General features: G+C 67.6%; 19 protein-coding genes. 9 read left to right on the forward strand and 10 right to left on the reverse strand.

The window, feature by feature from the left end:
* The first annotated feature begins 5 nt into the window (after window positions 1-5).
* Window positions 6-491, forward strand: a complete 486-nt coding sequence (locus EV650_RS13440) for a YybH family protein (protein ID WP_134118816.1) — start codon at window positions 6-8, stop codon at window positions 489-491.
* Here the strand turns inward: EV650_RS13440 and EV650_RS13445 are convergent.
* From EV650_RS13445 to EV650_RS13465, 5 genes are all read right to left on the reverse strand, one after another.
* Window positions 488-1204 carry a 16S rRNA (uracil(1498)-N(3))-methyltransferase gene (locus tag EV650_RS13445; RefSeq protein ID WP_134118818.1) on the reverse strand — a complete coding sequence of 239 codons (717 nt, stop codon included), beginning with the start codon at window positions 1202-1204 and terminating at the stop codon, window positions 488-490. The genes EV650_RS13440 and EV650_RS13445 overlap by 4 nt on opposite strands.
* Window positions 1205-1610: 406 nt before the next feature.
* Window positions 1611-2753 (reverse strand): molecular chaperone DnaJ, encoded by a 1143-nt coding sequence (gene dnaJ / locus EV650_RS13450; RefSeq protein ID WP_134118820.1) that lies wholly within the window; start codon window positions 2751-2753, stop codon window positions 1611-1613.
* A gap of 26 nt (window positions 2754-2779) precedes the next feature.
* Window positions 2780-3802 (reverse strand): heat-inducible transcriptional repressor HrcA, encoded by a 1023-nt coding sequence (gene hrcA / locus EV650_RS13455; RefSeq protein WP_134118822.1) that lies wholly within the window; start codon window positions 3800-3802, stop codon window positions 2780-2782.
* Between the two features lie 102 nt (window positions 3803-3904).
* Window positions 3905-5008, reverse strand: a complete 1104-nt coding sequence (locus EV650_RS13460; RefSeq protein ID WP_134118824.1) for a Gfo/Idh/MocA family protein — start codon at window positions 5006-5008, stop codon at window positions 3905-3907.
* A complete protein-coding gene (locus EV650_RS13465) occupies window positions 4993-5634 on the reverse strand; it encodes a ThuA domain-containing protein (protein ID WP_238174186.1) in 642 nt (213 codons plus the stop codon). The genes EV650_RS13460 and EV650_RS13465 overlap by 16 nt, the downstream gene beginning before the upstream one ends.
* 93 nt (window positions 5635-5727) lie before the next feature.
* Here EV650_RS13465 and EV650_RS13470 point away from each other — a divergent pair, with 93 nt between their 5' ends.
* From EV650_RS13470 to EV650_RS13485, 4 genes are all read left to right on the forward strand, one after another.
* The gene (locus EV650_RS13470; RefSeq protein WP_134118827.1) at window positions 5728-6117 is read left to right on the forward strand and encodes an EF-Tu/IF-2/RF-3 family GTPase; all 390 of its coding nucleotides are present in this window, start codon (window positions 5728-5730) and stop codon (window positions 6115-6117) included.
* 10 nt (window positions 6118-6127) lie between these two features.
* On the forward strand, window positions 6128-6895 hold the full coding sequence (locus tag EV650_RS13475; protein WP_134118829.1) for an MBL fold metallo-hydrolase: 768 nt from the start codon (window positions 6128-6130) through the stop codon (window positions 6893-6895).
* Window positions 6896-6986: 91 nt separating this feature from the next.
* Window positions 6987-8525, forward strand: a complete 1539-nt coding sequence (locus EV650_RS13480; protein ID WP_134118831.1) for an NCS1 family nucleobase:cation symporter-1 — start codon at window positions 6987-6989, stop codon at window positions 8523-8525.
* Between the two features lie 522 nt (window positions 8526-9047).
* The gene (locus tag EV650_RS13485; RefSeq protein WP_134118833.1) at window positions 9048-9872 is read left to right on the forward strand and encodes a DUF3097 domain-containing protein; all 825 of its coding nucleotides are present in this window, start codon (window positions 9048-9050) and stop codon (window positions 9870-9872) included.
* On the opposite strand, the gene EV650_RS13490 is transcribed toward EV650_RS13485, so the two are convergent.
* Entirely contained in the window at window positions 9847-12429 is a 2583-nt protein-coding gene (locus EV650_RS13490) for a DUF3376 domain-containing protein (protein WP_134118835.1), read from the reverse strand. The two genes, EV650_RS13485 and EV650_RS13490, sit on opposite strands and share 26 nt — an antisense overlap.
* Window positions 12430-12531: 102 nt before the next feature.
* On the opposite strand from EV650_RS13490, the gene EV650_RS13495 reads away from it, so the two are divergent.
* Window positions 12532-13182 (forward strand): hypothetical protein, encoded by a 651-nt coding sequence (locus EV650_RS13495; RefSeq protein ID WP_134118837.1) that lies wholly within the window; start codon window positions 12532-12534, stop codon window positions 13180-13182.
* A 3-nt stretch (window positions 13183-13185) separates the two neighbouring features.
* On the forward strand, window positions 13186-14022 hold the full coding sequence (locus EV650_RS13500; RefSeq protein WP_134118839.1) for a hypothetical protein: 837 nt from the start codon (window positions 13186-13188) through the stop codon (window positions 14020-14022).
* Here EV650_RS13500 and EV650_RS13505 read toward each other — a convergent pair.
* Window positions 13964-14869 (reverse strand): helix-turn-helix domain-containing protein, encoded by a 906-nt coding sequence (locus EV650_RS13505; protein WP_369409954.1) that lies wholly within the window; start codon window positions 14867-14869, stop codon window positions 13964-13966. The genes EV650_RS13500 and EV650_RS13505 overlap by 59 nt on opposite strands.
* 84 nt (window positions 14870-14953) lie before the next feature.
* Between EV650_RS13505 and EV650_RS13510 the strand changes: the two genes are divergently transcribed.
* Complete coding sequence (locus EV650_RS13510; protein WP_134118843.1) at window positions 14954-15982, forward strand: SDR family oxidoreductase; 1029 nt, start codon at window positions 14954-14956, stop codon at window positions 15980-15982.
* On the opposite strand, the gene EV650_RS13515 is transcribed toward EV650_RS13510, so the two are convergent.
* From EV650_RS13515 to EV650_RS13525, 3 genes are all read right to left on the reverse strand, one after another.
* Window positions 15983-16990, reverse strand: a complete 1008-nt coding sequence (locus tag EV650_RS13515; protein WP_134118845.1) for a LacI family DNA-binding transcriptional regulator — start codon at window positions 16988-16990, stop codon at window positions 15983-15985.
* Between the two features lie 105 nt (window positions 16991-17095).
* Window positions 17096-18421, reverse strand: coding sequence for an ABC transporter substrate-binding protein (locus EV650_RS13520; protein ID WP_134118847.1), 1326 nt, complete (start codon window positions 18419-18421; stop codon window positions 17096-17098).
* A gap of 212 nt (window positions 18422-18633) precedes the next feature.
* Window positions 18634-19491 (reverse strand): LacI family DNA-binding transcriptional regulator, encoded by an 858-nt coding sequence (locus EV650_RS13525; RefSeq protein ID WP_166678105.1) that lies wholly within the window; start codon window positions 19489-19491, stop codon window positions 18634-18636.
* 71 nt (window positions 19492-19562) lie between these two features.
* Between EV650_RS13525 and EV650_RS13530 the strand changes: the two genes are divergently transcribed.
* Window positions 19563-20777 (forward strand): ROK family transcriptional regulator, encoded by a 1215-nt coding sequence (locus EV650_RS13530; RefSeq protein ID WP_134118851.1) that lies wholly within the window; start codon window positions 19563-19565, stop codon window positions 20775-20777.
* Window positions 20778-20796 lie beyond the last annotated feature (19 nt).

A 20796-nucleotide genomic window follows, 5' to 3' on the forward strand; every position in this document is an offset into this window, starting at 1 on the left:
TCGCGATGATCCAGCTGGTCGACTACGGATTCGGCCCGTCGGCACGGTCACGGGCGGCGGAGGCGCGGTCGCCGGAGCGCGCGGGTGCGTTGGCGGCGCTGGAGACGTTCTACTACGCGCTCAACAACAAGGATCTGGACACGCTGGTGGCGGGGTGGGCGGACGACGAGCTGGTCCAGCTCAACAACCCGATCGGCGGGATCCTGCGGTCACGGGACGCGGTGCGTGCGCTGTACGAGCGGGTGTTCGCGGGGACCTTGAACGTCCAGGTGACCTTCGGCGACGCGGCGACGTACTGGCAGGACGACTCGGTCGTGTTCGCGGGGCGGGAGGTCGGCACGTACCAGCATCCGGAGCTCGGCGAGCAGCCGCTGCGGATCCGGACGACGCGGGTCTTCGCGTACGCCGGGAGCTGGGTCCAGATCCACCACCACGGCAGCATTGACGACGCCGAATCCCTGGCCGCCTACCAGCATGCAGTCCGCGGTTAGCTCCAGCGGGAGTTGGCCAGGAGCGCTGCCGCAGCGGCGACTCCAGCAGTCGAGGTGCGCAGTACGGTGTCGCCGAGGCGAACGGGCTCGACGTCGAACGCCTTCAGTTCGGTCGGGGCGATACCGCCCTCGGGCCCGATGACGAGCACGATGTCGCCGGACGGCGGGACCTGCAGCGACGCGAGCGGGACGGTCGCTTCCTCATGCAGTACGACGGGCAGCGCCGCGCGAGCGAGCCGCTCCGCGACGTCGGCCGTCGATGCGATCGGCGCAACCTCAGCGAACCAGGTACGTCGGGACTGCTTGCTCGCCTCGAACGCCCACGCCCGCCACTTCGCGAGCATCTTCTCCACCCGCTCCGGATTCGCCCGGAACTGACTCCGCTCCGCGTTCCACGGCACGATCACGTCCACGCCGACCTCGGTCAGCATCTCGACCGCCAGCTCGGCGCGCTCGCCCTTCGGCACCGCCTGCACCACAACCACCCGAGGATCGGCGGCAGCAACAGTCCCGCGTTCATCGACGGCAACCGTCACCGAACTCTTGCCCGCGGCAACCACAGCCCCTTCGGCCCAGGCTCCTCGCCCATCCGTCAACCGAACGCGCTCCCCCGGCCCGATCCGCCGTACCACCGCCGCATGCCGCCCCTCGGCGCCGCCCAGCTCCAACTCATCCCCGCCAAGCTCAGCAAGAAAGAACACCGCAACACCCACCAACAACACCTCCAACCCATCGACGCAACCAGCCAACCCCGACCAACCGACTCTCAAACTCTCACGCCCGCCCAACCATCTCAGGGGTCAACCCCTGAGTTGGTGGGTTGCCCACTCAGATTCTCAGGGGGCAACCCACCAACTGAGGGGTTAACCCCTCAGTTGTCCGCGAGCCGACGGCGGGGCGCAGGCGTCGGCGGGACGCGGGCCTGGCGGGACGCGGTCGTCGCCGGGACGCCGGCGCCTGCGGCCCTGCACCGGATCCGCGGCGTACGCCGCCGAACGCCGCTGACCGTCCATCTCAGGGGTCAACCCCTGAGATGGACGGTTGCCCACTCGGAATCTCAGGGGGCAACCGACCAGGTGAGGGGTTGACCCCTCAAGCGTTCGGGGAAGGGGGTGGGGTTTAGTGGGCGCCGAAGGCGTCGCGGAGGCGGCCGAAGACGGTTTTGTGGGTGGCTTGGACCTGGCCCTGCGGGCGTTCCTCGTCGCGGGCGGCGGCGAGTTGCCGGAGCAGCTCGGCCTGGTCGTCGTCGAGCTTGGTGGGCGTCTCGACGATGACCTGGACGATCAGGTCGCCGCGACCCGCGTGCCGCAGTCGCGGGACACCTCGGGCCGTCAGCGTGGTCGTCGTACCGGACTGAGTACCGGGCCGGATCTCCAGCGGGGTCGTCTCGCCTTCGAGCGTCGGCAGGTCGATCGTGGTGCCGAGTGCGGCCGCGGTCATCGGCAGCGTGACTGTGCAGTGCAGGTCGTCGCCGTTGCGGGTGAAGATGTCGTGCGGCTCCACCTCGATCTCGACGTACAGGTCGCCGGCCGGACCGCCGCCGGGACCGACCTCGCCCTGCCCGGACAGCTGAACCCGGGTCCCGCTGTCGACGCCACCGGGGATCTTGACGGTGACAGTACGACGGGACCGGACGCGACCGTCGCCCGCGCACTCGACGCACGGGCTCGGGATGGTCGTGCCGTAGCCGCGGCAGTTCGGGCACGGCCGCATCGTCCGCACCTCGCCGAGGAACGACCGCTGCGTGTGCGTGACTTCACCACGCCCGTGGCAGATCTCGCAGGTGACCGGCTCGGACCCGGCAGCCGCCCCGGACCCGCTACAGGTCGGACACAGTACGGCGGTGTCGACCTTGAGCTCACGCGTCGTCCCGAACGCGGCCTCAGCCAGGTCGATCCGCAAAGGGATCAACGCATCCTGACCGCGCCGGGTCCGCGGCCGCGGCCCACGGGTCGCGCCGCCGGTCTGACCGAAGAACGCGTCCATGATGTCGGTGAACGTGAACGCCTGCCCGAAGCCGGCCCCGCCCGGACCGCCGCCCGCGGACGCGAACGGGTCGCCACCGAGGTCGTGCATCTGCCGCTTCTGCGGGTCGCTGAGCACCTGGAACGCGCGCCCGATCTCCTGGAACTTCTGGTGCGCGTCCTCGGAGTCGTTCACGTCCGGGTGGTACTGGCGTGCCAGTTTGCGGTACGCCTTCTTGATCTCGTCCGCTGACGCGTCACGGCTGACGCCTAGGACGGCGTAGTAATCGGTGCTCATACTCCAGACCAGGGGGTTGTCATCAATTAGGAGTCGGCCAGTATCTGGCTGACGTAGCGCGCGACGGCCCGCACCGCGCCCATTGTGCTCGGGTAGTCCATATGGGTCGGGCCGACGATGCCGAGCGTGGCCAGCGCCTCCGACTTGGACCCGTATCCGGTCGCGACCACCGACGTGGTGGCCAGCTCCTCGAACGGGTTCTCGTGACCGATCCGAACCGTGAGGGTCGTCGGGTTCGTCGCCTCGCCGAGCAGCCGGAGCAGGATCACGTGCTCCTCGAGCGCCTCCAGCACCGGCTTCACGTTCCGCTCGAAGTCGTCGCCGTACCGGGTCAGGTTGGCCGCACCGCCGACTGCGATCCGCTGCTCGCCGACCTCGTCGGTGAACGCTTCCAGCAGCGTGGTGACGATCGACGCGACCAGTGCGCGATCGCCGGGCGCGAACAGCTCGGGAACCCCGGCCAGCGACGTGGTCGCGTCGGTCAGCCGCTGTCCGGCGAGGACCGTGTTCAGCCGCGAGCGGAGGTCGGCGATCAGCTGCTCGTCGACGTCGTGCGGGTGCTCGACGATCCGCTGCTCGACCCGGCCGTTGCTGGTGATCAGCACCAGCAGCAGCCGGCGGGCGCCCATCGTGACCACCTCGATGTGCCGGACGCTCGACCGGTTGAGCGACGGGTACTGCACGATGGCGACCTGGCGGGTGATCTGGGCGAGCAGCCGGACAGTACGGCGTACGACGTCGTCCAGATCGACCGCGCCGGCCAGGAACGACGTGATCGCCTTCTTCTCCGCGATCGACAGCGTCTTGACCGTGCTGAGCTTGTCGACGAACAGCCGGTACCCGGCGTCGGTCGGGATCCGGCCGGCGCTGGTGTGCGGCTGGGTGATGTACCCCTCCTCCTCCAGCGCGGCCATGTCGTTGCGGACCGTGGCCGGCGAGACGCCGAGGTTGTGCCGATCGACCAGCGTCTTCGACCCGACCGGCTCATGGGTCGCCACGTAGTCCTCGACGATGGCGCGGAGCACATCCAGCTTGCGGTCGTCCAGCACGCGCACCACCCTCTCTCGATCGACCTTGGCACTCGAAAGTTCCGAGTGCCAGTCTACCGAGCCGTGGTACCCACGCCGACGCACTACGGCGTGGGACGGGTCTCAGGCGATCTCGGGCGACGCTCCCAACGGTACGGCGGCAGGCCGGTCGACCGTACTTGCGACGTCCACAGGCTGATCCTGGACCGCTGCTTCCAGCAGCGACTCGAGTACGTCGAGCACGTGGTAGGCCAACGCACCGTCAGCGCGGTGTGGCTCACCGCGACGGATGGCCCGAGCCATATCGGCCACGCCGACTCCCCGGCCGGCTCCGGCGTACCCACCGGCGACCGGGACCTCGGTCCATTCACGCTGGGCCGCCGTAGCGATCTCCACCGTGCCGTCGAAGCCATTCGGGTCAGGGACCGACACGCTGCCCTCAGTCCCATGTACTTCGATCCGCGGCAGCCGGGCCGCCCAGGTGTCGAAGGACATCAGGACGGTGGTCAACGCACCGGACTCATGCTCCAGTACGCCGGTGACGTGCGTCGGCACCTCGACCGCGAACGTTGTACCAGCGCGCGGTCCGGTATGGATCTTGCGCTCCTGCTTCGACTGACCGGCCCGCGCGGTGACCCGGCGTACCGGACCGAGCAGGGTGACCAGACTGGTCACGTAATACGGCCCCATGTCGAGGACCGGGCCGCCGCCCGGCTGGTAGTAGAACTCCGGTGCCGGGTGCCACAGCTCATGCCCTGGTGTAGTGAACGACGCTGTCGCGGCATGCGGTGTACCGATGTCGCCGCGGTCGATCACTGCCCGCGCGGTCTGGGTACCTGTGCCGAGCACGGTGTCCGGTGCGCAGCCGACTCGGACGTTGTTGGCGGCGGCGTACTTCAGCAGCGGCTCCGCCTCGGTCCGGTTGACGGCCAGCGGCTTCTCGCCGTACACGTGCTTGCCGGCCTCCATCCCCGCCTGGTGCACCGCTGCGTGGGCGGCCGGGATGGTCAGGTTGAGCACGATCTCGACGTCGTCCGCGGCGTACAGCTCGTCCGGGGTCAGAGCGCGGATGCCCTCGTTCTTGTCGGCGATCGCCTCGGCGCGGCTGCGGTCCAGGTCCGCGACCGCGATCACGTCGACGCCCGGCAGTTTGGCCAGATGGTCGAGGTACGTGGCGGAGATGACTCCGGTCCCGACGATGCCGATGTTGGTCACTTGCTCGCCCACAGCAGCCCCCGCTCGATGATGGTGCGGACCTCAGGAGTCTCCAGGTCGTCCAGCTTGTGGCCGACCGTGCAGACGAAGACCTTGCCGTCGCCCCAGGTGCGGGTCCAGACCGCAGGCATCACCGCGCCCTCGATCCACGGGTAGTCCGGGTGCGACTTGAACGTGGTGGTGGCCAGCACGTTGTCGGTCGGGTCGTAGTGCACGTAGTACTGCTCGGTGTGTACGTCGAAGTGCTCGATGCCCTCGACGATCGGGTGGTCCTGCACGATGTCGACCCGGTAGTCAGTGAATCCGTGAGGATGCGAGATGAACTGCCCGCCGACGATGAAGTTGTAGTCAGCGCTGTTCCGGAACGAGTCCGCGATCCCGCCGTGCCAGCCGGCCAGACCGGTGCCGGTGCGGATCGCGGCGTCGAGTGCCTTGACGTGCTCGTTCGGGATCTCGCTCATCGTGACGCACTGCAGCACGAGGTCGACGCCGTCCAGGTCGAGGTAGCTCTCGGTCGTGTCGGAGACGGTGACGTCGTACCCGTTCTCCTTCAGGTACGGAATGAACAGGTCGGTCGCCTCGACCGGGGAATGACCCTCCCAGCCGCCGCGGACCACCAGTGCACGTCGTTCGGTCACAACGACCACCCTTCGAAAGTTTCGAGGTTCCGTTCGGAACACTTGCGACCTTAAGTCGCGGGGAGAGGGCTTGCCAACAGCTAGGGTCGAAGGATGAGCTGGAAGTTCTGGAAGCGGGACAGCAACCCGATGGATCCGCAGGAGCTGCTCGCCCGCGGGCACGCTCAGTCGGGCGGTTTCCCGGCGGCGCCGCGGCCGCAGGACACGTTGCCGGTCGGGTCGTTCGGGATGACGGTCGAGGACGTGTTCTCGATCACCGGTCGCGGCACGGTGGTGACCGGTCGGGTGCAGGCCGGCACGGTGTCGGCCGGCGAGCAGGTGCTGCTCAGCCGGGCCGGGCAGCCGCTGCTGCAGGTCGAGGTGACCGGCGTCGAGATGTTCCGCAAGATCGTGACGACCGCGAAGGCCGGCGACAACGTCGGCCTGCTGCTCCGCGGCGTCAACCGCGACCAGGTGATCAAAGGCGACGTACTCAGCAAGTAATGTCGACCGCATGAGCACGTGGAACGAGATCGGTGACCGCACCTGGGTTCGCCGGTACGACGAGTGGGACCTGAACGTCGGCCTGGTCGTTGGATCCGAGGGTGCGCTGGTGATCGACACCCGGGCCACCACCGAAGAGGCCGAGCAGTTGCGCGAGCACATCCGCGAGGTGACCGACGCCCCGGTCCGCTGGATCGTCAACACCCACGCGCATTTCGACCACGTGGCCGGCAACAGCGTCTTCGCCGACGCCACCGTTTACCTGCACGAGAACGCGGTGTCAGACGACCTCGCCGGTACGACGTTCGCGGCCGCGAAGGTGATCGACCTGGGCGATCGACGGGTCGAGCTGTTGTACGTCGGTAATGCGCACACCTCTGGTGACACGGTGGTCGTCGTACCGGATGTGGATGTGTTCTTCGTCGGCGACCTGGTCGAGGAGTCAGCACCACCGTCGTACGACGAGGACTCGTTCCCGCTCGAATGGCCGGACACGCTCAACAACGTGGTCGGCATGATGACCGCTCGGACCAAGGTCGTGCCTGGGCACGGCGCCGTGGTCGACGTCGACTTCGCTCGCGATCAGGCCATCGATCTGGGATCCGTGGCCAACGGGATCTCGGCGCTGCACCACGCCGGTACTCCGCTGGACGACGCACTGAAGCACACCGAGGACTGGCCTTGGCCGGTCGAGAAGCTTCAGGAAGCGATCCGCCGCGGCTACCAAGTCCTCGGTACGCCGCAACGCCCGAGTCTGCCCTTGCTCGGCCCGGGATAGCCCTTTCGGGTAGTTGTCCGTTGACACGACGTCACCTCGTCCCGCAACTTGTTCGGAACGAACATCGCCCGACGCGGATGGGGTGCTTCTTGTGGCCACTCTCGAACAGACCGTTCACTCCGATGGACGGGTCGAGCTGACCGATCCCGAGGCGTTGGCGGGCAGCCCGTACGCGAACGCCGAGCTGGCTCCGACCCGGTTGCCGGAGCGGACGTGGACGACGTACAACTATGCGGCGCTGTGGATGGGGATGGCGCACAACATCCCCAGCTACCTGCTCGCGTCCGGGCTGGTTGCGCTGGGCATGAACTGGCTGCAGGCGTTCCTCACGATCACGCTGGGGAACCTGATCGTGCTGGTCCCGCTGCTGCTGAACAGTCATGCGGGGACGAAGTACGGCATCCCGTTCCCGGTGTTCGCGCGGGCGTTCTACGGCGTACGCGGCGCGAACTTCCCGGCGCTGCTGCGGGCGTTCATCGCGTGCGGCTGGTTCGGCATCCAGACCTGGATCGGCGGGCAGGCGATCTACGTGATCGTCGGCGAACTCTTCGGCAAGGGCTGGACCGACACGTCCGCGATCGGGGGTCATCCGTGGACGATGTGGCTGAGCTTCGCGTTCTTCTGGGTGCTCCAGATGGCGCTGATCTTCCGCGGTATCGAGGGTCTGCGCCGGTTCGAGAACTGGGCTGCGCCGCTGGTGACGATCGCGTTCGTGGCGCTGATGGTGGCGATCCTGGTGAAGGCCGGCGGGTTCGGGCCGATCCTGTCGCAGCCGTCGAAGCTCGGCTGGGACGCGGACTTCTGGAAGATCTTCGCGCCTTCGTTGATGGGGATGATCGCGTTCTGGGCAACGCTTTCGTTGAACATGCCGGACTTCACGCGGTTCGGGAAGGGTCAGCGGGCGCAGGTGTGGGGGCAGATCATCGGTCTGCCGACGACGATGTCGTTCATCGCGCTCGTGTCGATCATTACTACGTCGGGGACCGTGGTGTTGTACGGCTCGGCGATCTGGGATCCGGTTGAGCTGACGCGGCGGTTCGAGAACCCGGTGATCGTGACGATCGGCCTGATCATGGCGATCCTCGCGACGATGTCTTGCAACGTGGCGGCGAACGTGGTGAGTCCGTCGTACGACTTTGCCAATGCGCTGCCGCGGTGGTTGAACTTCCGGACGGCGGGGTTGGTGACCGGAGTGGTCGGGATCGTGATCCAGCCTTGGCGGCTGATCTCGGATCCGTCGATCTACATCTTTGTGTGGCTGTCGTTCTACGGCGGGTTGCTGGCGTCGGTGGCTGGGGTGTTGATCGCTGGGTATTGGGTGATCGACCGGACGACTTTGCAGCTTGCCGATCTCTACCAGGCCGGCGGGCGCTACTGGTATTCGGCCGGCTGGAACTGGCGAGGCGTGGTCGCGACGCTGCTCGGCTCGGTGCTCGCGGTCGGCGGCGCGTACTCGAATCCTGGGGCTGGACCGTTCCCGCAGGACGGGTTGATCCCGTTCCTCAAGCCGCTCTACGACTACTCCTGGGCGGTGGGGCTTGTGGTCGGCTTCCTTGCGTACTACGTGTTGACGGTCATGACGCCTTCTCGGGAAGCGACCGCAACGCGCGCTGCTCCTACGACTTCCTGACGGACTGCGGTCGGGCGCGTTCCGGAACGGGCGTGGTTGCGCGGGTTCCGGGAGGACTGCGGCTCGGGGCGGGGTTGGGAACGGACTGTGGTTGCGTCTCCGGGCTGCGTGATCGTGCTAGTCGTGGCGGCGTGAGTCAAGTGCGCCTTCGGCGTCCCTGCGGGATCTTCGACACTTGACACACACCGCCACGACCAGGGAAGGACGCAGCTACGCCCGGAGCCGGTGGGAGGTATGGACACGGTCGACGTCGATCGACAGCAGCATCTTGGTCGGGCGGCGCACAACCAGCCCTGGTCGCGCATCAGCCGGCCGAGCGAGTTCGCGGTCAGTTGTGGGGACCTGAGACACCCTCCGGTGACCGGAGACAGGTTATTTCAGGTCTCCAGCCCCCATTACCTGTCTCCAGACCCGTTCCTGGTCCGGGCCCCTCAGTCGTCGAGTCGTGGGTTTGGGGAGGGCTTGGGGAATTGGGGTGTGTGGTTGAGGGGGAAGGGGGTTGGGGGGACATAGCGTTGGGGGGTGGCTGATCGGTATGGGAATGATGTGCTCAGTGGGGACTGGCGGAAGCCTAAGAATGGGCGGACCGTTGAGGTTGAGATTGAGAAGGGGATGGTCGTCGAGGAGCCGAGTTCTGGGTTCGTCGGGGCGATTGTTCGGTGGGAGCACGGGGTGGTCGATCTCGAGGATCGGCATGGGCGGGTGCGGACGTATCCGCTCGGGCCTGGGTTCTGGATCGACGGCAAACCGGTCAGTCTGAAGCCGCCGAAGAAGGCGGGACCGGTCAAGAAGACGCGTACGGCGTCCGGGTCGGTGGCTGTGGACAACGTTCGGGCCAAAGTCGCGCGGGCCAGCCGGATCTATGTCGAGGGCCGACATGATGCCGAGCTGGTGGAGAAGGTCTGGGGCGACGACCTGCGGATCGAAGGGGTCGTGGTCGAGTATCTCGAAGGGGTCGATGACCTGGTCGAGATCGTCAACCGGTTCCAGCCTGGTCCCGGCCGGCGGCTCGGCGTACTCGTGGATCATCTGGTGGAGGGATCGAAGGAGTCGAAGATCGCCGCCCAGGTGAGCAACCGGTACGTGCGCGTGGTCGGGCATCCGTACATCGATATCTGGGAAGCGGTCAAGCCGTCATCGGTCGGGATCAAGGCGTGGCCGAGGATCCCGCACGGGCAGGACTGGAAGAAGGGCGTGCTGCAGTCGTTCGGCTGGCCGGCGACAGATCAGGCTGATGTTGCCGCGGCGTGGAAGCACATTCTGTCGAAGGTGAAGAGTTTCGCCGATCTCGACCCAGCGTTGCTCGGCCGGGTCGAGGAGCTCATCGATTTCGTGACTCTGGATTGATCTCGGGCATCCGCTTCTCTAGCCAGGCCCGGATCAGTCGGCGGGAGCGTCGTACGTACCAGGTGATCACGCCGAGCGCGGCGGCGATCGCCAGTACCGCACCGGCCAGTACGGCGGCGATGATGCGTACGGCGCCTGCGTCGACTAGGCCGGCGACGATCAGCAGTACGACGCCGACCGCAGCCGTTGCCGCAGGCAACCATGGTTCGAAGACCGGCGGCCGGTGGGCGGGACTGACCTTCGCGCCACGCACCATCCGCTCCCACAGCAACTGCCGGGCCGGCTCAGTAAACCACCGCGCCGTACGCAACAACCATGACCCGGGCTGATGTTTGCGGCCTGCCATCGCCTTGACCCAGTTGCCGACCTGTGGACCGAGCCCGGCCGAGACGTCGACCATCCGGTCGGCCAGGCCCTTGGTGATCGCGCGGCCTTCAGGTGACGCGTTAAGCTCGTCCCGCATCGTCACGAGCGCGCCGATGCCGGCTTCGGCCGGGAAGTCCTTGGCCAGCCGTTCGACCTGCTCGGCGACCGCACTGAGCTGCCAGCCCTCCGCCTGCAAGACCTGACGCTGGGTCTCGCGGATCCAGTCCGCGTCCGCGCCGAGCATCGCGCCGAGGTGCGCGACGCTGTGCAGCCGGCCCATCAACCAGTCCCACCGCCGCCAGTCAGCCGCACCGAAGGCGCCGAAGTGGCCGACCTGACTGCCATAAAGGATGCGTTCGTTGAGCTGGTTGGCGATCGAGCCTTCCTGCAGCTCGTCGAGCACCGCGAGCGGGATGTCCGGACCGAGCCGGAGGAACTGGAACGGCGCGCTGCGCTGCTCCGGTGTCCGCGCCGACGTACAGCGGGAAACGATCTCCACCTCGAGCGCGGTGTCGACAAGGTCCCAGCCGACCACCGTGACGAGCTCGGTGAACGCGTCGCCGAGCGCTCGCTGGATCTGCAGTTGCTCGAAGATGTCGTTCAGCCCGACCGCTACCGCCTCTGCACCACCGGCGGGCCGCAGGTCGAGGTGTGCCGCGGCGAGCACTGAGTCGAGGGCGTCGCGGACGGCCTGGACCTTCATCAAGCAGTCGCTCGTCGCGGTCAGCCGTTTGTCGAGCTCCGCCCTGTCGGGCCGCGAGGCCTTGCTGATCTGGTTCCTCAAGGAGCGCAGGATCAGCCGTACGACGCGTTCGGCCGCGCCCGTCCCCCACAGCCAGCTGGGGTTGCCGTCGGCATCGTCCTGCAAGGCCTTCGTCGAACCGTCTGGCGCCGGCACCCACGGATGCTTGGCCGCGAGGATCTCGTCGATCTCCGGCTCCGACAGCGCGGTCGCGGCGTCCAGCACGGTCGACTGGTCGTGGCTCGCGATCGTCACCGCCTCCCACACTCCGCCGGCGGCCCGGCCGCGGGAGTACGCCGGTTGCAACGCCTTGGCGGCCGCCGTCAACCGAGCCCGCTCCTCTGGTTGCCTCAGGCAACGGTCGAAGAGCCGCTGAGTGTCGGACCAGGACGCGTCCGCTTCGAGCAGCAGCCGTTCCAGCTGCTCGACGTCAGAGCGGAAGTCCACCTCGCGCGGGAACTGGACCGCCGACAACGCCGACACCCGCCAGCTAGGCTCCTTCGCGCCGGGCAACGCGGTCGACGCGTGCCCGATCCCGGCCGACGGTACGACGTACAGCACGTAGCGGGTGGCCTTCCCGGTCACCGGCCGCCGAGCGACCACGTCGAGCACCGGACCGAACGGCGCGTTGTCGAGCACGCCGCCGTCCACCAGCCAGGACCCCGCCTCGGCCGGACCAGGTTGGATCCGTGGCGGCGACGCAGCCAGCTCAGGCGTCTCCAGCACCGGACCGAACGCGGCCGGGAACGACGCCGACGCACGCGCCGCCCGCGCAAGCAGCTCAGTGTCCTTCAGCCCGTTCTTGTCATGTACGCCGAACTTCCGCTCAGCACCGTCGTACGTCGGCGCATCCTCACTCGTGAAGCCATACAGATACCGATGATCCGGTACGACGAACGCCTGCCCCGCCGCGTCCTTCGCATCGAACTGCTGCACACCCAACCCGGACGCCGTGACGAACAACGTCACCGGCTCCTCGGCGGCGTTCTCACCCGCGTCGGCGACGCCCTTCAACAGGTCCTCGAGCTGCCGCAGGAAATACTTGCCGTCCAGCACCGAAGTCGACTTCACGCCGGCCGACGGCACCAGCTTGCCGACGTCGAGCGAACCGAGCGCGACCCACTTCTGCCGCAGCCACGGACCGTTGTCACCGTCGGGGTCCAGGGTCGAACCGTTCGCGATCGCTGTCGCCAGCAACGATCCGTTCAGACCGCCGGCACTCGTCCCCGCGATCACGTCGACCACCACACGCCGCCGTTCCTCGCCGCGATGGCACAACTCTCGCCAACGGTCCGCGAGCACGGCGTCGTACGGCTGCGAGGCGGGCGCGTCCGATCCACCGGACGCGCGCCGGATCAGATCCAGCTCGTGCGTCACCCCGCCCATCCAGACCGCCAGGCTGACACCACCGTTCAGAACCAGCGCGATCCGGATCTCATGGTCGGTCATGGGGCCAGAGATATCACGGATGCACGGTTGTCGCAGCGGAGAGTGAACAAAAGGTTGTCGAGGTCTGCACGCAGGGTCATTCTGTTCGTGGGGGTGGTCGTCATGCGGGCCTTGGTCGTGGCTGTTTCGGTGACAGTCTTGTGGCTGGCGGGGTGTTCCGACCCGTCGGGCGGTACGCCGGGTCAGGCCCCACAGCCCGAGGTGAGCGCAACCGCCGACGACACCACCGAACCGGCCCCGGAACCGACCGACGCCGAATCGACCCAACCGGCGCAGAAGAAGCCGTCGATCAACATCGTCTCCCTGCCGATCGGTCCGGGAGCCCAGGCGGATCAGCCCGACGACCAGTCGAAGCAGTGCATCGGCGTCACCCTGACGGGGCTGGAAGTTCCGGCCGGCACCACGATCACCTTCGGCTCACCCAGTCTCGAGCAGGACGGCAAGTACTTCGAGATCGACCAGTCGGGCTGTGGCGGCCAGGGCCCGGCCTGCGACAGCCACCAGATCGGGTCCGACGATCAGCCGCCCTGCTACGTCGGCGTACACCAGACGACCCAGGATGAAGGCAAGCACTCGACCTTGGTCTTCAAGGCCGCGTCGGCGACCTGTGCATCCGATCAGGACTGTGCGTCGATCAAGGACGGCGGCGGCAGTCAGGTCGGCATCGACACGCGCGCACTCGGCGGTGGCGGTGGAGAACCTTCCGAGACCCCCACGGAAGACCAGCCTTCCGAGACCCCTTCGGACGGCTGACGAATGGCGGACGAGCGGTCGCAGGCCGAGCGGTGGATCAGTTTCGCGGCCGGCATCGTCACTCCGGTGACGCTGGTCAGCACGCTGCTGTTCTACTTCGGCTACGTCTCGTCACGTTCGCAGTACGAGTACTTCGGGATCGACGTCGACACGATCGGCCTGAGTACGCAGGACTACGTGATGCGCAGTCCGCAACCACTACTCGTCCCGCTCCTGGTGATCACGTTGCTCGCGGTCGCCGCTCTCCTTCTGCACAACGCGATCCACCCGACGCCAGGCGCCGTACGCCGCGCTGCCCGCATCGCCGTACTCGTCCTCGTCATCGGCGTAGCCGGCCTCCTCGCCTATCCGCTGATCGGCAGCGTGCCGTACTACGCCCTCATCGTGCCAACCGTGATCGGTCTGTCCGCCGCAGCCCTTGCCTACCTCACCTATCTCCGCCGCAAAGCCGATCCGACCCTCGGTCCACAGCGAGTCCTCATCGCCCTACTCGCTGTCGCGACCGTGACCTGTGCGTTCTGGGCGACCGCGACAACCGCGCAGTACTCCGGCCGCGGCCTCGCCAGGTCGGACGCCCGTCACCTGAACCGCTTCCCCGTGGTCATCCTCGACACCAAGGAGAAACTCGCACTGCGCTCCCCCGGTCTCGAGGAAACCGCCCTCCGGTCCGGCGCCGGCCAGACCTTCAACTACCGGTACCGCGGCCTGCGCCTGCTCGTGGTCGGGGAGAACCGGCTCTTCCTGGTGCCGCAGAACTGGTCTGCCGCCAACACCACGGTCGTCATTCCGCTGGACGACTCGATTCGCGTGCAGTTCCAGTTCCAGAACGATCCGCCGTAAGGGAAACCGACGCGAGCAGGGCCAGCCGATCGGCGCTGTCTGTGCCCGGTTCAGGATGGTAGATGACGAGCATCGCGCCATCGACGCCCGCGATCGCGAGCTTCTCACGGTCAAGACGAAGCGGCCCGACCTGAGGATGGTCGATGGTGAGGTTGGCGCCGAGCCGCTCGCCGACGTCGTGCCGCGCCCACAATTTGCGGAACAGCGGGCTGGCCAGCGACAGCTCCCCCACGAGTTCGATGAATCTGGGGTCGTCGATATCGGTTCCGACCGACCGCCGGAAGCCCGCCAGCAAGGTCTGCGCAGCCCGCTCCCAGTCGCTGAACAGGGCCTGCTCAGCCGGATCCAGGAACACGTCGCGCAGCCGATTGCCGCCGACAACCAGTCGAGGCGACAAGGCAGTCGCAAGCGTGTTCGCAACCAGCACGTCGAGATACCGCCCTTCAACGAAAGCAGGAAACGGAAGCGCGTCGACCAATCGCACCGTGCTCGCCGGCAGAACCTCCCGCCGTACCCGCCGCCGACGAGTCGGCCGAGGCCTGTCCGCCACCAAGCTGAGCAGGTACGCCGTGTCGTCGATCTGGAGCACGCCCGCGATCGATTGCAGCACCTGCACGGACGGATTGCGGTCCCGGCCTTGCTCGAGTCGCAGGTAATACTCGGCGCTGATCCCCGCTAGCATCGCGACCTCTTCGCGCCGCAGACCCCGAACGCGCCGGGTGCCGAGCACCGGGATGCCGACCTGTTCAGGCGTCACCAGTTCGCGCCGGGCGCGGAGGTACTCCCCGAGGAGATTCACGTTCACCACGGTAGGCCGAACCGTCGCGATCGTGGCTGTCCCTGCCACTACCAGTGTCGCCGGGGCCCTGGCTGGTCGTCGTACATCGCCCGACGATCGAAGCATCCAACGTGAACAAAGGAGATCGACGCCATGCCGCAACGGGTGCTCGTCACCGGTGGTTCCGGGTTCATCGCCGGCCACTGCATCCTGCAACTCCTCGAGCAGGGCTACCTCGTCCGTACGACGGTGCGTTCGCTCAACCGTGAAGCCGCCGTACGCGCGGTGCTCGCGGACGCCGGCGCGTCGATCGTCGACAATCTGACATTCGTACCAGCAGACCTGACCAAGGACGACGGATGGGCTGAGGCGGTCGAAGGATGCGACTTCGTCCTCCACGTCGCCTCGCCGGTCCACCCCGGACACGTCGAGAACGAGGACGACGTCATCGTCCCCGCCCGGGAAGGAACGCTCCGGGTACTGCGTGCTGCCCGCGACGCCGGCGTGAAGCGCGTCGTACTCACCTCCGCGTTCCACGCTGTCGGATTCGGCCACCCACACAGCGATCACGTCTTCACCGAGGACGATTGGACAGTGCTAGACGGCCCCGGGGTCGATGCCTATGGCAAGAGCAAGACCCTCGCCGAACGCGCCGCCTGGAGCTTCGTCGCGGACGAAGGCAACGGGCTCGAGCTCACCACGATCCTGCCGGTCGCGGTGATGGGTCCGGCCATGGGCAACGAGGTCTCGGGGTCCAACGGCATCGTCCAACGCATGCTCGCCGGCAAGCTGCCCGCTTATCCGAATGTGTACATTCCGATTGTCGACGTTCGGGATGTCGCCACGGCGCACGTCGCTGCGATGACCGCTCCCGGCGCCGCCGGCCAAAGGATCCTGGTCGCGAGCGACCGACCGGCCGTCGCGATGAAGCAGATCGGCGCGACCCTGAAGGCCCACTTCGGCGAGGCCGCCGGCAAGGTGCCGACCCGGACCATGCCCGACCTCATCGTCCGCATTGCTGCCCGCTTCAATCCCGAGTTCCGCCCGATCGCAGCCGACCTGCAGTTCGTCAAGAAGATCTCGAACGAGAAGGCCCGTCAGCGCCTGGGCCTCAACCCGCGCGATCCCGAACAAGCAATCACCGCGGCCGGCGAGAGCCTCATCGCCAAGTCGCTGATCTAGTCAGGCGCTGTCTCTGATGATGAGCTCGGTGTCGTAGATCTCCGGGCTGGTGAGCTGAGCCCCGCCGATCTTGGCCAGCAGGATCTCGGCAAGCCGCGCACCCAACTGTTCGACCGGTTGGCGAACGGTGGTCAGCTTCGGCGTAGTCGTGGTCGCCAGCACCGAGTCGTCGAAGCCAACCACAGCAACGTCGGCGGGCACGCGGCGACCGTGCTGCGACAGAACGCGGAGCGCGGCGGTCGCCATCAGATCGGATGCCACGAACAGTCCGTCCAGGTCCGGATGCTCGTCCAGCAGCCGCAGCGTCGCCTGCTCACCACCATCAGCCGTAAAGTCGCCGTACGCAATCATCGCCGGAAGCCCGGCTTCCCTCATCACGTCCTGGTACCCGGTCAGCCGGTCAATTCCGGCCGTCATGTCGAGCGGCCCAGCAACGGTCCCGACGTGGCGGCGACCGATCGCGAGCAGATGCTCGACCCCGGTCCGCGCACCGGCAACGTTGTCCACATCCACACTCGCCACCGGTACGTCGACACCGAGCGGGCGAGCGCTGAACACGATCGGCAGCGGCAACTGCGCGAGCTCTTGCAGCACGTTGTCGCGGCCGTGGTGACTGATGATGATCGCGCCGTCGACATGACCGCCGCGCAGGTACCGCAACAGGCGCTGGTCGTCGCCCGCGGCCGGCTCGATCAGCAGCACGAGCTGCGACGACGTCGGTGCGAGCGTCTTGCTGACGCCGCTGAGCATGCCGGCGAAGAAGGGGTCCGAGAACACCCGGCTGTCCGGCTCCGGTGCGACGATCGCGATCGAATCGGTCCGGCGCGTCACCAGCGCGCGGGCGGCCCGGTTCGGCACGTAGCCGAGCTCGCGGATCGCGTGCTCGACCGCGGCGACCGTCTCCGGCAGGACTTTCGGCGAGCCGTTCACGACCCGGGAGACGGTTGCCCGCGACACCCCGGCCAAGGCCGCGACCTGCTCCAAGGTAGGAGAACCAGACCAGTCCATCGGCCCTCCTCAGTCGTCGATCGGCCCGCGTTCACACCGTAGTACGTCCCAGGTCGATCGCGCGTCAGGAATTGGCCACCCTCCAGGGCGTGTTGGCAGATTTCTTCAGTTCCCGACGCGGGTGTCCGCGACCTTCTCCGCCTCGTCAACAGCCTGCTTCCAGGCGGCGTTCGGAGACTGCTTGCCGTCGTCGACGCGGGCCAGCGCGGCGCTGAAGATCTGGTTGATCTCGCCGTCACGGGGACCCTTGTGCTGCTTGAGGATCACGTTCTGGGCCCGGTTGATGAAGATCTGCCCCACCGGTGCATTGTTGAAGTACGCGTTGACCTGCGACTTCACCTGCGGGTCGCCGTACGCATCGAGCGTGGACGGGAACGAGCCGATCTTCTTGAACACCTTCACCTGCTGCTCCGGCGCGGTCAGCCAGGCGGCCAGCTTCGCGGCCTCCTCCGGCTGCGGCGACTGCACGGGCACGGTCAGGTACGAGCCACCCCAGTTGCCGCCACCACCGGGAAAGACGTCGGCGACGTCCCATTTGCCCTTCCCGTAGGCGCCCGCGTTGTCCTGGATCACGCCGAGCAGCCAGCCCGGGCACGCCATCGTCGCGAACTTGTCGCTGCGGAAGGCCGAGTTCCAGCTGTCGGTCCAGGCCACCAGCCCGGCGGACAGACCGTCCTTGCTACCGGCCACCACCTGGTTCCAGGTGTTCTTCAGCAGCGGGTTCTCATCAGCCAGGAAGCGGTCCTGGTTCGAGTAGTACGCCTGGATCAGCTGGTTCCGCATCGCTTCCCAGGTGAGTACGGCGGAGTCGTACCAGGCCGAATTGGGCACCTTTGCCTTGAACTTCCGCCCGGTCGCGAAGTACGACGGCCAGTCCTGGAACATCTTGGCCACCTGAGCCCGGTCGGTCGGCAGGCCGGCCTTCGCGAACAGATCGCGGCGGTAGCAGATCGCCTCCGGGCCGATGTCGGTGCCGTACCCGATGATCTTGCCGGACTGTGTGGTCGCGCCGGCCACCTTCCAATCCAGCCAGCGGTCCTTGAGGTCGTCGGCGCCGTAGTCGCGCAGGTCGACGAACTTGTCCGCCTTGGCCAGGTACTTGTAGATCCAGCTGACCTCCATCGCCTCGATGTCGGCCAGCCCGGTCCCGGAGGCCAGGTTCGCGTCCAGGTTCTTGACGTGGTCGTCGACGGTCTTCGCGTGCTGCTCGACGATGGTGATGTTCGGGTGCTCGGCCTCGTACTCCGCGTACAGGTCGGCGTACCCGAACTCGTTGAAGGTGGCGATGGTCAACTGGATCTTCGGCCCGTCCGCCTTCTTGCCGGCGGCATCGGACGGACCGGAACCGCCACCACACGCCGCGGTGGCGAGGAAGACCGCGGCGCAGGCGAGGAGTCCGGCTATGGGGCGATAGCGGGCACTGGGCCGCATGAACGTGCTCCCTGGAACTTGGACGGGTTGAGAGCGCTCTCGGATCGCGAAAGTGACCTGAGTCTCAAACGTCCTCACCGGATATGTCAAGCACACCTCGATCACGCTGAGATACGAGGCCTACAAGGTCCTGACATAGTGTCATCGCTGGTCACGCTGCGAATCAGCGCCGTCACCCAGGGGCGTACTCGCTGGCAGTTAGCTGTGAGTGATCAGTTCCGGCTGATGGCGGCGGTGGACTGCGCCAGCCGGATCGTCGGCTTCGGCACGTGGTACGTCGTCGCGCCGGCGCCGTCCATCGCCGCGAGGATCGCCTCGCCGACGATCGTGCCGAGGCCGTGGACGTCGACGGTCACCACGCTCAACGGAGGATGCGCGAGCCTGGCCACTGCCGTGTCGTCCCAGGCGATGACGGACAGGTCGTCCGGTACGCCGGCACCCAGCTCCTTCGCCACGGCCAGACCGCCGATCGCCATCAGGTCGTTGTCATAGACAACGGCACTCGGGATCCGGCTCCCGGTCAGCAACTGCCGGGTCGCCTCCTGGCCCGAGACTTCGGAGTAGTCCCCCTCGATGAGCTCCCCGTGCACGCCCCGCTCTGCGCAGGTGGCGATGAACGCCTCGTCCCGGGCCTGGCAGTGCACCATGTCGCGCGGACCGCTCACCCTGGCGATGTCACGGTGGCCGAGGTCGGCCAGCGCGCGGACCGCCGCCCGGGCGCCTTCGGCGTTGTCGACCAGTACGTTCGTGATCGGCGCCTCGAGCTCAGGCCCACCGAGCAGTACGCCGGGCTTCGCCAGGCGCTCCAGCTCGGCCAGCCGCGGGTCGCGGCTACGCAGATCCACCATGACGATTCCGTCGACGTGATCGTTGGCCACCCAACGACGCCAGATCTCGATCTCGCCGGCGACGTCCGCGGTGAATTCGATCAGCAGGCTGCAGCGCCGACCGGCGAAGTACTCCTCGATGCCCTGGACGACGTCGGCCATGAACGGTTCCATCCCGAGCAGCCGGTCGGGGCGCGCGAGGACCAGCCCGGCGATGCGATCCCGGGGCGTCTTGGCCTGCATACACTGCCCTCCTAGGCAACTGTTCCTACTATATTCACAGATCGAACTAACCGGCCGAGGGGGACGCATCGATGCAGCAGGTCAGCGACTCCTCGCCATCGCCGGGCTACGATCCGGCGCCGACGAGCAGCCGCGCCCTCATCGTCGACCGGATCCGCTCCGCCGGCACCCTCAGCCGGGTCGAACTTACCCAGCTCACCGGCCTCACCGCACCGTCGATCACCGCGGTCGTCCGCCGGCTGATCGACGACGGCCTTGTCGCCGAGGCCGGCCGCGGTACCTCCGCGTCCACCGGCGGCAAACCCCGCACGTTGCTGCAGATCCGCGGCGCGGCGCGGTACGTCGTCGGCGTCCACCTGAGCGTGGACAGCCTGACGTACGTGCTGGTCGACTACGCCGGCGGAGTCGTGGCGCGCTGGCGGCGGGACGGTCCGGGTGACGAGAGCGACCCCGAGGAGGTCGTCCAGCGGGTGGCGCTCGAGACCGGTGAACTGATCGAGCGTTCCGGCGTCGACCCGGCGCTGGTTCTCGGGCTCGGCTTCGTCTGTCCCGGCCCGCTGATCCGCAACCGTGGGGTGACGTCGGCTCCGCCGTCGATGACGCGCTGGGTCGGTTTCCCGGTCCGCAGTCGCCTCCAGGAGCGACTCGGCCTGCCCGCGTTACTCGAGAACGACGCGACCGCGGCCGCCGCAGGGACTCGCCTCACCACCAGCCACGACGTCTCGGTGATGGCCGCGCTGTTCATGAGCGAGGGCATCGGATCCGGCTTGCGCCTGAACGGCAACGTCTACCAGGGCGCGCACGGCAACGCCGGCGAGGTCGGGCACATCTGCGTCCAGATCGGCGGTCCGCGCTGCTGGTGCGGAGGCACCGGCTGCCTGGAGGCCCTCGCCGGACCTGCCGCCGTCGTCGCGAAGGCCCGCGCGGCCGGGCTCGACCTCGGCTCACACCGGCACTCCGGCGTCGCGGCGTTCGCCGCCATCGCCCGCCTCGCGTTGAGCGGGGACTCCCGCGCCGAGGCGATCATCAAGGACTCCGCGGCCTGGATGGCCCTGGGCGCGCAGACGATCGCCAATATGTACGACGTACAGCTCCTGGTCCTCACGGGGCCGGCCTTCGCCGTCGCCGGGACGATCTACCTGCCGATCCTGCAGGAACGGATCCTGAGCTCGGTCTTCGGGCGCAGCGTCGGCACCGAGGTGGTCCTCGACGAGCGCGGGCACGACGCGGCCGCGCTCGGCGCCGCGCTGCTGATGCTCAAGTCCGAGCACGCCGTCTCGGCCTAGCCGGCCCTGGAGCTACGAC

The organism is Kribbella kalugense, from assembly GCF_004365875.1.
GTDB classification, from domain to species: Bacteria; Actinomycetota; Actinomycetes; order Propionibacteriales; family Kribbellaceae; genus Kribbella; species Kribbella kalugense.